The 16,637-nt window shown below is 36.0% G+C and carries 10 protein-coding genes; 3 read left to right on the plus strand and 7 right to left on the minus strand.

Annotated features, from left to right (window positions below; all coding sequences use genetic code 11):
• Nucleotides 1-34: 34 nt before the first annotated feature.
• The 7 genes from bshC to rimP all read right to left on the minus strand — a co-directional run bounded on the left by bshC (nt 35) and on the right by rimP (nt 12,982).
• The gene (gene bshC / locus AC5YGI_RS00335; RefSeq protein ID WP_496167266.1) at nt 35-1,621 is read right to left on the minus strand and encodes a bacillithiol biosynthesis cysteine-adding enzyme BshC; all 1,587 of its coding nucleotides are present in this window, start codon (nt 1,619-1,621) and stop codon (nt 35-37) included.
• A gap of 12 nt (nt 1,622-1,633) precedes the next feature.
• On the minus strand, nt 1,634-3,571 hold the full coding sequence (locus AC5YGI_RS00340; RefSeq protein ID WP_496167267.1) for a putative porin: 1,938 nt from the start codon (nt 3,569-3,571) through the stop codon (nt 1,634-1,636).
• A 92-nt stretch (nt 3,572-3,663) separates the two neighbouring features.
• The gene (locus AC5YGI_RS00345; RefSeq protein WP_330745040.1) at nt 3,664-5,103 is read right to left on the minus strand and encodes a RagB/SusD family nutrient uptake outer membrane protein; all 1,440 of its coding nucleotides are present in this window, start codon (nt 5,101-5,103) and stop codon (nt 3,664-3,666) included.
• Nucleotides 5,104-5,115: 12 nt separating this feature from the next.
• A complete protein-coding gene (locus AC5YGI_RS00350) occupies nt 5,116-7,911 on the minus strand; it encodes a SusC/RagA family TonB-linked outer membrane protein (protein ID WP_330745039.1) in 2,796 nt (931 codons plus the stop codon).
• A 305-nt stretch (nt 7,912-8,216) separates the two neighbouring features.
• Entirely contained in the window at nt 8,217-11,186 is a 2,970-nt protein-coding gene (gene infB / locus AC5YGI_RS00355) for a translation initiation factor IF-2 (protein WP_110008475.1), read from the minus strand.
• 76 nt (nt 11,187-11,262) lie between these two features.
• Nucleotides 11,263-12,498: a transcription termination factor NusA gene (gene nusA / locus AC5YGI_RS00360; RefSeq protein ID WP_002982960.1), complete on the minus strand. Its 1,236-nt coding sequence runs from the start codon at nt 12,496-12,498 to the stop codon at nt 11,263-11,265.
• Between the two features lie 16 nt (nt 12,499-12,514).
• Nucleotides 12,515-12,982, minus strand: a complete 468-nt coding sequence (gene rimP / locus AC5YGI_RS00365; protein WP_034691441.1) for a ribosome assembly cofactor RimP — start codon at nt 12,980-12,982, stop codon at nt 12,515-12,517.
• A gap of 213 nt (nt 12,983-13,195) precedes the next feature.
• Here rimP and AC5YGI_RS00370 point away from each other — a divergent pair, with 213 nt between their 5' ends.
• The 3 genes from AC5YGI_RS00370 (at nt 13,196) to rfbA (ending at nt 16,551) form a co-directional block, all read left to right on the plus strand.
• Nucleotides 13,196-14,509 carry a UDP-glucose dehydrogenase family protein gene (locus AC5YGI_RS00370; RefSeq protein ID WP_330745038.1) on the plus strand — a complete coding sequence of 438 codons (1,314 nt, stop codon included), beginning with the start codon at nt 13,196-13,198 and terminating at the stop codon, nt 14,507-14,509.
• Nucleotides 14,510-14,513: 4 nt separating this feature from the next.
• Nucleotides 14,514-15,593: a dTDP-glucose 4,6-dehydratase gene (rfbB, locus tag AC5YGI_RS00375; protein WP_496167268.1), complete on the plus strand. Its 1,080-nt coding sequence runs from the start codon at nt 14,514-14,516 to the stop codon at nt 15,591-15,593.
• A gap of 94 nt (nt 15,594-15,687) precedes the next feature.
• Nucleotides 15,688-16,551 (plus strand): glucose-1-phosphate thymidylyltransferase RfbA, encoded by an 864-nt coding sequence (gene rfbA / locus AC5YGI_RS00380; RefSeq protein ID WP_496167269.1) that lies wholly within the window; start codon nt 15,688-15,690, stop codon nt 16,549-16,551.
• Nucleotides 16,552-16,637: the final 86 nt, after the last annotated feature.

Consider the following 16,637-nt stretch of genomic DNA (forward strand, 5'->3'; position numbering starts at 1 on the left):
GATAATTATAATTTACAAAAATACTTCTTTAAAATTAAATGGCAACAATTATTAATTTTGAATCTTGAACCACCATTTCTTCCAAACAATTTTCAAGCCACGAATAGCCATAATCTGAAAAGAATACACTAAAGTTATATACCCTCTCCTGCCATGTTTTTGCGGGATGAACATCTAAAAACAGATTTTCAAGTCTTTCGAGCAATTCATTCTGTTTTATTTTTTCTGCATGAAGCAGTCGTTTTTTCATTCTTTTAAATGATTTCAGCTGTCGTACTTCTTCTGCCTTCACCATATTACCGAAAGATCTCTCCGTAGTTTCCGCAGATGCTTTCAGTGCAGAAAAATTACTGATCAATACTTCTTCTTTTTCTTCGAGCAATCGTAGAACAGAATTATCTTTTAAAATCTTCTGATTGGTAAGTACCGTAAAATTCCGGAAAAAATCTTCTATTTTAAGATCAAGCTTTTTTATTTTCCCTAAGGTTTTTTCTTTCAGGAAAAGCATAGAATTTCTTGGAATCAGGATAGGAAGAGGAATATTGATTTTTGAGAAATAATCTTTCAGTTCCAGCCAGTACATGATTTCGGCATTTCCTCCGACATAAGCCAGATTGGGAAGTACGTTTTCCTGATATACCGGCCGCATTAATGCATTCGGACTGAATTTTTCAGGATGATTTTCCAGTTCAGCCAGAATCTCTTCTTCTGTAAACTGGATGGTCTTATCCACAATGATATACTTCTGACCATTAAATTCAATTCTGTCTCTGGTGTCAGAAAGATAGAAAAGGTTAATTTCACGAGGATTTACCTGAACCTTTCCATATTTCTCAGTAAGAAAATCTACTTTGTCTTTGGAAGTTTTCTGTAAACTGAAGTTCAGAAGCTCATCTTTAAAAATCGTTTTTATCTGATTCTTAAGTTCTACAGAATCTCCATCCAGAATCAAAAGTCCGAATTCTGAAAAAAGACGGTTGACAAGAATCTTAATGGCTTCCGTTAAGGTGTTTCCTGCTTTATAAGCTTCCTTCATCATTAAAATCAGCTCTGTCCCGAAAACAGAATCTTTGAATTCCTTTTCAAATTCAGAAATAAAATAGGTATCACTGATTTCAATTCGTCCTACGGGGCCGCCGGATTTCCCGTTGGTTTCGTAATAGTTATTTTCAGTTTTAAAATGATTGATCTCTGCAAAATCATGATCCTCCGAAGCCATCCAATATACCGGAACAAAATTAAAATCCGGAAAATTTTCTTTCAGATAGGTACATGTCTTTATCGTCTGAAGAATTTTATATACAAAGAAGACAGGTCCGGAAAACAGGTTCAGCTGATGTCCTGTTGTAATAGTGAACGTGTTTGGCTGTTTAATCCTATCAAGATTTTCTTTCTGTTTTGAAGAAAGAGTAAGACTCGCAAGCTGACTTTCAAATACATCAGCCAAAATATTTCTTTTCTCTGATGCGAAAGAATCTTTCTTAAGGTGAATCTGATGTCTGAAATGCTCTAAGGAAAATGTGTTATTTTCAAAACCCTCAATTTTCTGATGTAAAAAATCTTTTACCAGCTGAGGAATGCTTTCTATATCGTTAAATGATATTTTATTAATTGTTTTCAACCTGTACAGTTTTTAGTTGAACAAATACCACACGATTCCGATATTCAATCTGAAATCATACACCGGGTAATGTGGAAATGCATATGCTTTGTTGTTGGAGATCACCGTTCCTATCTGCTGCCCTTCTATGAAAAAGAACATTTTCTTCACCTTCATATTAATATAAACATCGGCGATAGGCTGCCCTCCAATTGAAAATGAATCTGCTCTTGGCAGAATGTATTCATTAAGAACCGGGAAATATTCTCTTGAAGCGAATTTAGAGAAATAATATACTTTAACCCCTGCTTGAATTTCTGCTGCTTTTTTAAAGGCCTGTGTCTGATAGAAGAAGTTGGCTCTCCCGATAAAACCTGGTAAAGGAAGCAATTCTTTATTGGTTAAAGTATTCTGGAAATGCACTCTTGTATTCAGATGGAATTTATTGAAGCTGAATGTGGCATCTCCTCCGATCTGAGAAATATTCACAGAATTGTTACTTTGCTTCGGACTTCCGTTACTATCAAAATACGTATAGTTATCAATTCTGAAGTAATTGGCGAAAAGCTCTGTTTTGAACCATTTCAGATTGATGCTACCTCCTACTTCCATTACAGACTGGTTCTTCGCATCTTCAAGATAATAATTGAAATTGTTATAAACGGAAGTATTTAATAAATAATTGAAAGAAGGATAGGCACTCTGGAAGTTTACTTTTGCATTAACGAAATAATCTTTGATTGGTTCAAACTTCAGATTATTGGTTGTTTTCAGATAACTTTTAAACTGGCTTCCGTTTGAAAATTCAAGGAATGAATTTAATTGAATTTTGTTCCAAAGTTTTACCTGCAGATTTCCTACAGCTCCAATTCTGTTTTCTTTCAGTTCGCCAGGGAAAGGAACACCGTTCAGTGCAACAACATCTCTTATACCTAATTTGATCATCTGATAACGTACCCCTGCATCCAGCTTGAATTTTTCATTATTAAAAATCAAGCTTACCGTATTGCTGAAGTTTTCAGAATATTTTTTGGTTGTCAGCGGGAAACCGTCTACCAGTTCAGCAGGGTCATTATACCAATACGGCTCCAAAGCAGTTTGATTATAATAATATTTGTTCCCCTGATGAGAAATAATATGTCTTATACTGAAAGGAAATTTCCCGGAATTGAATGGCGTAAACTGATGACTCAGATAGTATCTTCTGTAAGAAAACTGTGAGCTTGAAGAGGCCAGATTTACCTGCGCATTTTGCCTATTGCTATAATTACTGTCACCACTTTGAAACAGATTATCCTCTGTAATACCTCCACTTTCCTGATTATTTACATTCTGATGAAGATAATGGGCAAAAAGCTCATAATTTCCGCTTTTTGAAACATAGTGCCCAGAGAATAGTGTATTATTATTTGCTGACAATGAGTTTCTGTAAAGTCCCTGAGAACGGAGTCCCATATATTCAAGAGCGAAGTTGAATCTTTTTCCGATGTTCTGAGTATAGGTTGATTTCAGAGCAGCACCGTTTCGCATGGCATTATGATAAATAAATGATGCGGTAGGTGTTTTTACGTCGTAGTATTTCACATCATTGGCTCCAATGATCATGTAGGATTTATTGGAAGGCAGTAATGAAAGATTTTCTTCAGGATTTACTTCAAATACAAGTGGATTGAATCCTGCACCAATGTTGGCAGGCTGAACTTTTCCAAAATTATCTTTATTATTTTGCTGTGAAAAGATATAGGTTTTATCAAAAGTCATTACGGTATCAAAAACTTTCTTTTCAGAAAACTGAGTCTGATACTGGTAGTCATTAATGGTAGGCTTAAAAATTTTCAGGGAATCTTTTTTCCCGGAATCTATCACAAGGGTGTCTTCTTTTTTGGACTGAGGCTTTGTCTCTGCTTTATTCACGACCTGAGCCTTGGCTATAAAACCTAAAGAGAAGAGTATGAAAAGGATGTACTTCATTATTCATTATTGTACAGCAAAAATAAGAAATAAAAGGACATAAAAAACCCCTGCTTTGAGCAGGGGTTGTATATCAAATGATTATTGTATGATTAATAACCAGGGTTTTGTTGAATCTGAGGGTTGTTATCAATTGCTCCTTGAGGAATTGGTAATTGCCACTTGTGACTTGCAACAGGAAGCGACAATACAGTCGCAGGGTTTCCTGCTCCATTAGATTCAGGACCAAAGTTAGATCTTTGAATAGGTAGAGCAAGTCTCTTTAAAGTAAAGAATCTGTCTGTTTCAAATGCTAATTCTAGTCTTCTTTCTAACATAATTGCATCCCACAGAGCTTGACCAGCTTCTGCTCCAGGAACAAATCCAGTATATCTTTGAGCTCTTAATGTATTCAATAAACCTAAAGCTCCAGCTTCGTTTCCTTTTTTATACATTGCTTCAGCAACATTTAAAAGTACTTCTGAAGTTCTTAAATACTTCACATCAACGGCTTCAATTGGTTTGTCTGTAGCTTGCTTGTATTTAATTACGTTATTATAATTTTTACCATTGAAAGGAGATGTCACGATATAAGAAGATTTTCTAATATCTATATCCTTGAACTTAGTATATAAATCATAGTCTACAACATATTCTGACTTAATCTGACCTCCTACAGTCTGGTTATAAGCAGAACCTGTTTTAATATTTTCAATACTTGAGTTCAATATTTTGAATAAAACTCCATCAACAGAAGTATCATTCCAGATATTTTTAAAAGTTCCGATTGTTCCAACACTTGGTTTTAAGGCAAGAGCTTTTTGCCCCCAAGTAATAGCATTATCATAATCACCTTTATACAAGTATACTCTTGATAACATTCCTTGTACAGCTGCCTTTGTAAGTTTACCTACATTTGCAGATTGTGTAATGTTTTGTTCTGCAAAAAGTAAATCACCAAGAATTCTGTCATAAACCTGATTTACGGTCAGATTTCTTGTAGTTACCAAAAACGGATCAAATTTATCAACATATGCAATACCCATTGAACCTCCAGCATCAGCAGACTGAGTAGGTATTTTACAATATCTTCTTACGATATCAAAATGAGCAATTGCACGGATTCCTCTTGCTTCAGCTTCGATATTAGTTCTAAATGCCCCAGGCGCTAAATTATTAATCTTATCAAGAACCGCATTAGCCCTAGCCGCTACAGCATAACCACCTCCATAAACAGAAGTAATTTCTCCTACGTTTCCAGCAAAATTTAAATTGTATCCATCGTTATTAGATCTCCTTCCCTGAGGATTCTGAATTAGGTTATCTGAAAGAATATCTGGTATTATCAATTGAGTATTATCTCCTTGATAGTACCCTCCAATTTTAAACGCATCATATGCATAATCTACCCCTCTTCTGAAGTCTCCTTCAGTTGTATAATAGTTATCTACAATCAGTCTATCATTTGGCTCTACACTTAAATCATCAGTACAAGATGCAACAGTGAAAGCCATTGAAGCAAATAATACTATTCTTACTATATTTTTTTTCATGATAAAATTGAATTAGAAGTTAACTTGCACTCCCATTAGGAATGTTCTTGTATTTGGATAATTGTATAAACTTAAAGCTCCTGGAATAAATGCTCCATTGTTAATTTGAGTTTCAGAAGCTACAGCAATTTCTGGATCTCCTGTAAAATTAGTCCAAAGAGCTAAGTTCTGACCAGAACCATATACTCTGATACTGTTTACAGGAAGTTTCTCACCTAAGAATTTCTTATCAAATGTATATCCGATTTCTACTGATCTCAATCTTACGAAATCTGTTTTTTGTAAGAATTGATCTGTTGTTTGAAGACCGTTTACATTAGGTTTTGGTAACACACCTGTATCTCCTGGGTTTTTCCAGTAATTGAATGCATCTGTACTTAAGTTTTGGTTATAAGCAGAGAAGTCAACAAGGTTTTGTGCTACGATATTATAGCTATATCCTCCTGTTTGGAAAGAGAAATCTGCGTTTAAGTCAAATCCTTTATATCTGAACGTTGTTCCAAAACCTCCATAAGCACTTGGCAATGTAGATTTTCCTGGCAGGAACTGAGCATCACCTGAACTATATACATTAGTTATAGAACCATCAAGTTTATAATACAATGCATCTCCTGTAGTAGGATCTACACCTGCACTTTTAACCATTTTAAATACTGTTGGCTCGTTTCCAATGCTCATGAATGTGTAACCATCTAAGCTAAGCTGAGTATTAGTTCCGTATAAGCTCTTTACATTATATTTAAGCATTGAAATATTTCCTCTTACAGACCAGTCAATATCTTTACTTCTGATGATGTCAATATTCAATTCAGATTCTAAACCTTTAATTTCAATATTTCCAGCATTGGTAACACTCGAGAATAAGTATCCACCTCCTTCATATTGAGTACTTGGAATTGCATAAAGGAAATCTTTTCTGTCATCCTTAAATACTTCCGCACTTAGTTTAACTCTGTTATTCCACATTACAAAGTCAACCCCTAAGTTTTGAGATGTTTTAGACTCCCATTTAAGGTTTTTGTTTCCTACACTGTTAGAAGGACCTGAAGTAGGATCTAAACCATAGTCACCAGATACAATAGAGATAAGGTTTTGATAATCTGCAAGAGCAGAGATATTACCTGTTGTACCAATACTATATCTGAATTTAATATCATTGAAGAAAGGAACATCAAAGAAAGATTCTTTTGCTAAATTCCATGCTGCTGAAGCAGACCAGAAGTTACCATATTTATTGCCTTCCCCTAGTCTTGAGTTTCCATCTCTTCTGATTGATCCAGATATAATATATCTGTTAGCATAGTTATAGTCAACAACTCCTAATAAACTCACATAATTTGTTGTAGTTGTATTACCTGTAACCGCAAATGGAGTAGCTGCCGAACCTACATCAGTAATGTCTGGCCCTAGCATAACTCTTTTTGTTCCTGATAAACTTCCGAATTGCTCCTGGCTATATTCGAATGCAGCAACTGCAGACACTTTATGTTGTCCGAAAGATCTTGAGAAGTCGAATCTATTATTAAATACATATGTCCAGAAATCTGATCTTGTATCTCTAATACTTCCATCCGGATATCCGTACACTTTAGCAATATCTGAACCTTTTCTTACAACATATTTGTTTTTTCGAAGGTCATAGATTGTACCGAAAGTAGATTTAAATGATAATCCTTTAAAGAACTCATAAGTACCAAATACCTGTCCTGACAATCTTGTTCTCCAGTCAGTTGTCACCTCATTTCTTCTAAGGTCAATTGGGTTAATAGAGTTTGTTGTAGGATTGAATGAACCATTTGGATTATAAATTGGCTCATATGGATTCAATGAGTATACTGAATAGAATGGACTTAATGCGTTATATGAGAATCGCTGATCTTGAGTCTTAACATTTACTACACCAAAATCAAAACCTAACTTCATTTTATCAGTAATCTTCTGATCGAAGTTAAATCTAGCATTGTATCTTTTAAATCCTTCTAATTCCTGTAAGATCCCTGAGTCAGAATCATAACCGATAGAAGCATAATATGAATTTTTATCTCCTCCGCCTCTTACAGATAAGTTGTGGTACTGGATGCTTGAGTTTCTTAAAATTTCTTTTGACCAATCATGATCCTGCGCTAATAATGCAGCTTTTTCTTGATCTGTATAAAGCGGGTTTGGATTAATTCCAATTGTGGACATTTCATCTTCAAATTGAATCTTTTGTGCAGTATTCATCATTTTGAAGTTGATATCCTTTGGCTTATAAGCAAAACCAAATCTTGTATCGTATGTAATGGCTGGTTTTCCTAATTTACCTCTTTTAGTAGTAACTACAATAACCCCGTTTGCAGCTCTAGCTCCATAAACAGCAGTAGAAGCAGCATCTTTCAATTCGGTAACACTTTCAATATCTGTTGGAGGAATCGAGTTAAACTGACGTTGAGTCATATAGATACCATCAACAACGAATAGTGGATCAGATGCTCCTAGAGTAGAAGACACATTGATAGCACCTCTGATTCTGATTGATCCCGGTTCTCCTGGTTTACCAGAGTTTGTAGAAACCTGCAAACCTGACATCTTACCTTGAAGCATGTTGGTAATACCTGTACTTGAAGCTGACATTCTCGTTAATTCTTCACCAGATACTACAGAAACAGCTTGGGTAACTTCTTCTTTTTTCTTTTTTTGTACCCCAACTACAACAATTTCATCAATTACTTTAGTATTTGCTGTATCCTTTTTAGTTGTTTGTGCAAAAGCAGATTGTCCTAAAAAGAACATAACCCCTGCACTCAATACACATAGTTTAACATTCATATTAACAAATTTTAATATATTTAATGAGCAAATATGTTAATAAATATTAACATCCACAAATTAAACCAGTGTTTAAAGTACTCTTTTTTTTAATGTTTCATTTAAAATTTACACAAATAAAATAGGATTCAATAATAATTTACAGATTTTATTCAATAAAAAATATTTTTCTTACCGACCAAATTCATTTTAACAAATTATTAATAATTTAAAAAATATTATTTAGAATAATTATAAATTAAATGGATTCAAAAAATAAAAAAACCACTTTATAAAAAAGTGGTTTTCACATATTTAGGATATATTTATTTCAGTTTCTTCTTAACCGCTACTTCTTCGTAAACTTCAAGAATATCTCCGATTTCAATATCATTATAACCTTTAAGGTTCAGACCACATTCGTAACCTTTTGTTACTTCCTTCACATCATCTTTGAAACGTTTCAAACTTTCAAGTTCACCGTCAAATTTAACAATACCGTCTCTTAGCAAACGTACTTTTGACTGTCTTGTTACTTTTCCGGTAAGAACCATACAACCTGCAATTGTTCCTACTTTAGAAATCTTGAATACTTCACGGATTTCAACATTACCAATCACCTGTTCCTGAATTTCCGGAGAAAGCATTCCCTCCATCGCTTCTTTTACTTCATCGATTGCTTTATAGATTACAGAGTAAGTTCTGATCTCAATTTCCTCACGATCGGCAAGTTCTTTTGCATTGGCACCTGCTCTTACATTGAATCCAATGATAATGGCATCTGATGCTGCTGCTAAGTTGATATCAGATTCAGTGATCTGTCCTACACCTGAGTGAAGAATCTTAACACTGATTTCTTCTGTTGATAATCTCTGTAACTGATCAGAAAGAGCTTCTACAGAACCATCCACGTCTCCTTTAAGGATAATGTTCAATTCTTTGAATTCTCCTAAAGCAATACGTCTACCCAATTCTTCAAGGGTTGTATGCTTCTTGGTTCTGATCGATAATTCCCTCTGCAGCTGTTCTCTCTTATTGGCAATAGCCTTACCTTCACTTTCATCAGCATATACACGGAATTTATCACCTGCAGTAGGCGCTCCGTCCAAACCTAAGATTGTTGCAGGAATTGATGGCCCTGCTTCTTTTAGATTTTTTCCTCTTTCATCAAGCAAAGCTTTTACTTTACCGTGATTTTTACCTGCTACTACATAATCACCTACTCTTAAAGTTCCGGTCTGTACCAACATTGTTGCTACATAACCTCTACCTTTATCTAAGGATGCTTCAATAACAACTCCGTTTGCTGCACGGTCAGGATTTGCTTTCAACTCAAGCATTTCAGCCTGTAGTAAAACTTTTTCCAGCAATACATCTACGTTATTACCGAATTTAGCTGAGATCTCCTGTGCCTGAACATTCCCACCCCATTCTTCTACTAAAACCGGTGGATTTAATCCTGATAACTGCTGACGGATGTTGTCCGGGTTTGCATTCGGCTTATCTACTTTGTTGATAGCAATAATCATTGGTACTCCTGCAGCCTGTGCGTGAGCAATTGCTTCTTTTGTTTGTGGCATTACATCATCATCGGCAGCAATTACGATAATTGCAATATCCGTGATCTGTGCCCCTCTTGCTCTCATCGCTGTAAAGGCTTCGTGACCTGGTGTATCTAAGAATGTAATTCTCTGACCGTTTTCCAGTTTCACATTATAAGCACCGATGTGCTGAGTAATACCTCCTGATTCACCAGCAATTACGTTGGTTTTTCTGATGTAATCCAATAATGAAGTTTTACCGTGGTCAACGTGTCCCATTACAGTAACTACAGGAGCTCTCTGCAATAAGCTTTCTTCAGTATCCACTTCATCTTCAGCATCTGTATCTTCAAGATCAGCATCTGAGAATTCGATTTTATAACCAAATTCATCTGCTACTAATAATAAAGTATCTGCTTCAAGTCTCTGGTTCATGGTAACCATTACCCCTAATGAGAAACAAGCAGAGATTACTTCAGTTGGAGAAACATTCATCAAACTTGCCAATTCACCTACTGTGATGAATTCTGTTACTTTAAGAGTTCTGTCTTGTGCTTCAAGCTCCTGCTGGCGCTCATCCTGCTCTCTACGGAAAGTTCTTTTGTCTTTTCTGTGTTTTGCAGATTTAGATTTTCCTCCTTTATTAGTAAGTTTTTCTAATGTTTCTTTGATCTGGTTTTTAACCTGTTCGTCAGTTAATTCAACTGGCATAACTCTTTGCCCTGGTCTGTTGTTCTGACCTCCTTTTTTGAAGCCACCACCTTGACCCTGACGGTTTCCACCACCCTGGTTATTTCCAAAACGGTTTCCACCCTGGCCACCCTGACCTTGAGGACGGTTTCCTTGTCCTCCCTGACCCTGTCGGTTTCCGCCTTGTCCACCGTTATTATTCTGACGGTTTCCCTGGCCCTGACCACCTTGGTTATTATTTCCTGAGTTTTGATTATTCCCCTGACCTTGTTGGTTATTCTGACCAGGTTTTTCAATTCTCTTTCTTTTCTTTTTTGCTCCGGCACCCGGCTTCGGCGCAAACTGAGTCAAGTCGATCTTTTCCCCAACGATTTTAGGACCGTCAAGCTTCTGATATACTGTCTCAATTTTCTGTGGTTCCTGAGACTCAGGTTCAGCCTCTGTTTTTGGAGTTTCCACTTTTTTCTCCTCTGCAACCACTGGTTTTGGAGTTTCTTTTACTGTTTCCACAGGTTTAACTTCTTCTTTTTTCTCCTCCATTTTTGGTTTGTCTTTTTTCACAGGTCTGTTTCTAGATTCTATTTGAGACAAATCAATTTTATCCAAAACTTTAAATTCCTGCTTTTCAGGCGCTGCTTTAACTTCCGGTTGTTCTTCTTTCACGATTTCTTCTTTCTTTTCTTCAACCGGTGTCGCAACAGGAGCCACAGGAACTGCAGGAGCTGCAGGAGCCTCTTCAGCTTCAGGCTTCTTAGGTTCCAAATCTATTTTACCTAAAATTCTAGTTTCTGGTTTATTTGCTTTAGCTCTTATCACTTCAGGGGTTTTCTTTTCTTCAATTTCCAGCTTTTCTTCCGGAACTTTAGTGATCACCACCTCATGGGAGGCCTTTCTTTGTTCGCCGTCTTTAGCAAACTCAGCCTCCAATGCAGAATATGCCGCTTCTTCCAATTGAGCGTTAGGATTGCTTTCAACCTCGAAACCCCTTGACTGTAAAAACTCTACTAATCTGGACATCGAAATGTTGAATTCCTTAACCGCTTTATTTAATCTAATTTTTGGCATTTATATTATTTACTGTTTTTAATTTTTAAAATTAAAGTATTTCTTTTTTACTGTTTATTAAAATTTATTTAAAATCTTAATCTTCAAATTCTTCTCTCAGAATACGTTTCACCTCTTCAATAGTTTCTTCTTCAAGGTCAACCATATTTAAAAGACTTTCAGTTTCTTTATCCAATACTGATTTTGCAGTCGTAAGTCCTACTTTCTTAAACTCATCCAAAATCCACTGCTCGATATCATCGTTAAATTCTTTCAATTCAACATCATCATCCTCGCTGGACTCTCTGTATACATCAATCTCATATCCTGTCAACCAAGAAGCCAGTCTGATATTCTGACCTTGTTTTCCGATCACTTTAGAAATTTCTTCAACAGGAGTATACACCAACGCGTAGTTCGTCTCCTCATTGATTTCAATTTTGTTAATAGTAACATTTCCTAATGCTCTCTTCACCAAGATCTCAGGGTTTTTAGACCACTGAATAACATCGATGTTTTCATTTCTCAACTCTCTTACAACGCCATGAATTCTGGATCCTTTCACTCCTACACAAGCTCCTACAGGATCAATTCTGTCATCATAAGCATCTACTGCAATCTTCGCCTTTTCACCAGGAATTCTCACTACCTTTTTCAGGATAATTGTTCCGTCCTGGATCTCAGGAATTTCCAGCTCTAATAACTTCTCAAGGAATTTAGGTGCAGTTCTGGAAATAATAATCTGTGGTTTAGAACCTTTAAAATCTACTGTCTCAACAATAGCTCTGATATTCTCACCCTTTTTAAAGAAATCGGATGGGATCTGGTTTTCTTTTGGTAAAATAAATTCATTTCCTTCATCATCCAGCAGAATCACGTGCTTATGACGGATGTGGTGGATTTCCCCTACAACAATTTCACCAATTTTATCTCTAAACTGTTCGTACAGCATTGCATTATTGTGTTCCTGAAGTTTTGTAGCAAGGATTTGCTTAAGGGTAAGAATATTTCTTCTTCCCAACTGTGCAACAGGAATTTCCATTGTAAAGTCTTCACCTACTTCGAAGGTAGGATCAATCTTCTTCGCTTCAGAAATTTCAATTTCCAAATCATCATCTTCAGACATTTCGTCCTCTACAATTGTTTTATTTAAAAATATCTGAAAATCTCCTTTATCCGGGTTTACAATCACATCAAAATGATCATCTGAATCGAATCTCTTTCTTAAAAGAGTTTTCAGTGAATCTTCAATAATTGCCATAAGATCAATCTTACTGATCCCTTTTTCGTCTTTAAAATCACCAAAGGATTCAATCAACGCTATATTATCCATCTATTCTTTTTTCTTTTTAAAATTTAATTACTACTAATGCTTTTTTGATCTCAGGATAAGAAATTTCTTTCTCCTCCTCCACATCTACTTTTCCTTTTCCGATATCTTTCGGTTTCCGGTAACGCAGAACAAGTGTGATCTTCTCATCGTCTACTTTTGACAATTCTCCTTCAATTTTAGAAGAATCCTCCAGCATCACCTCAATCTCTCTTCCAATGTTTTTACTGAACTGTCTTGGTGTGGATAATGGCTCGCTCAGTCCTGCAGACATCACCTGAAGGCTGAAGTCATGCTCTTCACGATCCATATTGAATTCAATTGCACGGCTTGCATCAAGACAATCCTGCAAAGAAACTCCGTTATCACCATCCAAAATCACTGTAATATCATCCCCTGCAGAAATTTTAAGATCAATAAGAAACAGATCTTTTCTGGTCTCAAGGAATTCATTTAATAATTCTTCAATTCTTTTTCTAAACTCCATATATTTTTATCTTGATTTACAGTACGAAAAAAGGCTTTCTTCCGAAGCCTTCCCATTTTTTCCGTAAATCCATTGCAAATATAAGCTTTTTTTCTAAAAATGCAAAATAATCTTAAGTATCAAGTAAATAGCGTAAGATTCATTTACAATAAATTAAAAGAATATGTCAGAAGATTTTTATTACTTTTGTCTTAGAATTTAAAAACAGACATTTTGAATATAACGATTGTAGGAACAGGTTATGTAGGTTTGGTTACAGGAACCACTCTGGCAGAACTTGGCAATTCAGTATACTGTGTTGATATTGATGAAAAAAAAGTAGAAGGTATGAAAAACGGCATAGTTCCCATTTATGAGCCGAACCTTGAAGAAATGTTTTTAAGAAACATTCAGTCTGAAAGATTATTTTTCACTACCAATCTTAAAGAAGCTTTAGACAAAAGCGAAGTGATTTATCTGGCATTACCTACTCCTCCGGGAGAAGATGGATCTGCAGATCTGTCTTATGTACTTCAGGTAGCTGATAATATTGGCGAAATGATGACCGGATACAAAGTCATTGTCAATAAAAGTACGGTTCCTGTAGGAACTGCAGACAGAGTAAGAGAAACCATCTCAGCAAAAACAAATATCCCTTTTGATGTTGTTTCAAATCCCGAATTTTTAAGAGAAGGATTTGCGGTTGAAGATTCAATGAATCCCTCAAGAGTAGTGGTTGGTGCAAGTTCGGAAAGAGCCAAAGACATCATGTCTAAAATATACCAGCCTTTTACCAACACCGGAATTCCTATCATTTTCATGGATGAGAAATCCTCAGAACTTACAAAATATGCTGCGAATTCATTTCTGGCAGTAAAAATTACCTTTATGAATGAGATCGCGAACTATTGTGAAAAAGTGGGCGCAGATGTAGATAAGGTAAGACTTGGGATGGGTAGTGATGACAGAATCGGACACAGATTCTTATTCCCGGGGATCGGATATGGTGGTAGCTGCTTCCCTAAAGATGTAAAAGCGCTTATAAAATCCGGAAAGCAGGAAGATTTTAATTTTCAGATCCTTGAAGCTACGGAAAATGTAAATACAGCCCAGAAGGTGATCTTAGTGTCTGAAATTGAAAAATATTTCGGAGGAAGTATCGAAGGAAAGAAAATTGCTATGTGGGGGCTTGCCTTCAAAGCCAATACAGATGACATCAGAGAAGCTTCATCTTTAGATAATATTGCTCTTTTATTGGAAAAAGGTGCAAAAATTGTAGCATATGATGCTGTTGCAGAAAATAATGTTCAGAAGCTTTTAGGTGATAAAATACAATACGCCAAAGGAATGTATGATGCACTCGAAGATGTAGACGCACTGTTTATTGCTACAGAATGGCCGGAATTCAAAAATCCTAATTTTGACCTTATGGCCAGAAAGATGAAAAACAAAGTCATTTTTGACGGCAGAAATATGTACCCACTGGAAATCCCTGAACAGAATGGATTTCATTATAAAAGTATAGGAAGAAAGACCATCACAAAATAAATCAATGAAAAATATTATCATTACAGGAGGTGCCGGATTCATCGGCTCCCATGTTGTAAGAGAGTTTGTAAAAAACAATCCGGATACTACGATCATCAATCTTGATGCTCTTACCTACGCCGGAAATCTGGAAAACTTAAAGGACATTGAAAATGAGCCGAATTATGTTTTCGAAAAAGCAGATATCACAAAACCGGAAGAACTTAGAAAAGTTTTCGAAAAATATAATCCGGATGCAGTTATACATTTAGCAGCAGAAAGCCACGTAGACAGAAGTATTACAGATCCAATGGCATTTATCAACACGAATGTGAACGGAACCGCTAATCTTCTGAACCTTTGTAAAGAATTCTGGACATTAAATCCCGATCATACCCACGGCAGATTCCCGGATGAAAAAAGAAACAATCTTTTCTATCATATTTCCACGGATGAAGTATATGGAAGTTTAGGCGAAACAGGATTCTTTCTGGAGACCACATCATACGACCCTCAATCTCCGTATTCAGCTTCAAAAGCAGCCTCTGACCATTTGGTAAGAGCTTACGGAAATACCTATGGAATGCCTTTCATCGTATCGAACTGTTCCAACAACTACGGTCCGAATCATTTCCCTGAAAAGCTTATTCCTCTTTGTATTTCGAATATCATCAACGAGAGACCCCTTCCTATTTACGGTGATGGAAAATATACCAGAGACTGGTTGTTTGTCATTGACCATGCCAAGGCGATTCATCAGATCTTTAAAGAAGCAAAGACCGGTGAGACTTACAATATCGGAGGATTCAACGAGTGGCAGAATATTGATCTTGTCAAAGAACTGATCAAACAAATGGATGCCAAACTGGAAAGACCGGAAGGTTATTCAGAAAAACTGATCACTTTTGTTAAAGACAGACCGGGTCACGACAAACGTTACGCTATTGATGCAACAAAACTGAATAAAGATTTAGGCTGGAAACCTTCAGTTACCTTTGAAGAAGGATTAGCAAAAACCATCGACTGGTATCTGGAAAATAAGGAATGGCTGGAAAATGTAACTTCTGGAAATTATCAGGATTATTACAGCAAACAATACAGCTAAATATATTATTGAGATAACAGAGCAATAGAACTCTTTATCTTCACAGAAATTCAACTCACAACACAAAAGAAATAAGCGTCTTACGCACCAAAACATGAAAGGAATAATATTAGCCGGAGGTTCCGGAACAAGACTTTACCCTCTAACTATTGCCGTAAGCAAGCAGCTGATGCCTGTTTACGACAAACCTATGATCTACTATCCGCTTTCCACATTGCTTTTAGCAGGAATTAAGGATATTCTTATCATCACTACTCCACATGACCAGGAAGGTTTCATCAAACTTTTGGGCGACGGCTCGCAAATCGGCTGTAATATAGAATATGTTGTACAGCCAAGCCCTGATGGTTTAGCACAAGCTTTTATTCTGGGTGAGCAATTTATTGGCAACGACCCCGCCGCACTGGTATTGGGAGATAATATCTTCTATGGTTCCGAAATGGGAACTTTATTGAAAAACAAAACCAATCCGGAAGGAGGAGTTGTTTTTGCCTACCACGTAGCAGACCCTGAAAGATATGGTGTAGTAGAATTCGACAAAAACCTGAAAGCTGTTTCCATTGAAGAAAAGCCTTTAAATCCTAAGTCAAACTACGCTGTTCCCGGCCTGTATTTTTATGATAACAATGTCGTTGAAATCGCTAAAAACATCAAGCCCTCTGCAAGAGGTGAACTGGAAATCACAGATATCAACAATGTTTATTTAAGCAATGGAAAACTTGAAGTAGCTGTTCTTAACAGAGGAACGGCATGGCTGGATACAGGGACTTTTGATTCTCTTCATGACGCTTCAGAATTTGTAAGTGTTATTGAAAAAAGACAAGGATTTAAAATCGGCTGTATTGAAGAAATTGCATTCAGAAACAAATTCATTGATGAGGAGAAACTGCTTGAAACGGCTACCAAATATGGTAAAAGCGGATACGGTGAATACCTGAAACAGCTCGTAATAAAATAATAAATTCATCTACAAAAATCAAAAGCTATTCTATAAAAATGTTAATAGCTTTTGATTATAATACAACTATTAATATATTAGTTGTA

It is taken from the genome of Chryseobacterium sp. CS3K3.1 (assembly GCF_059515165.1).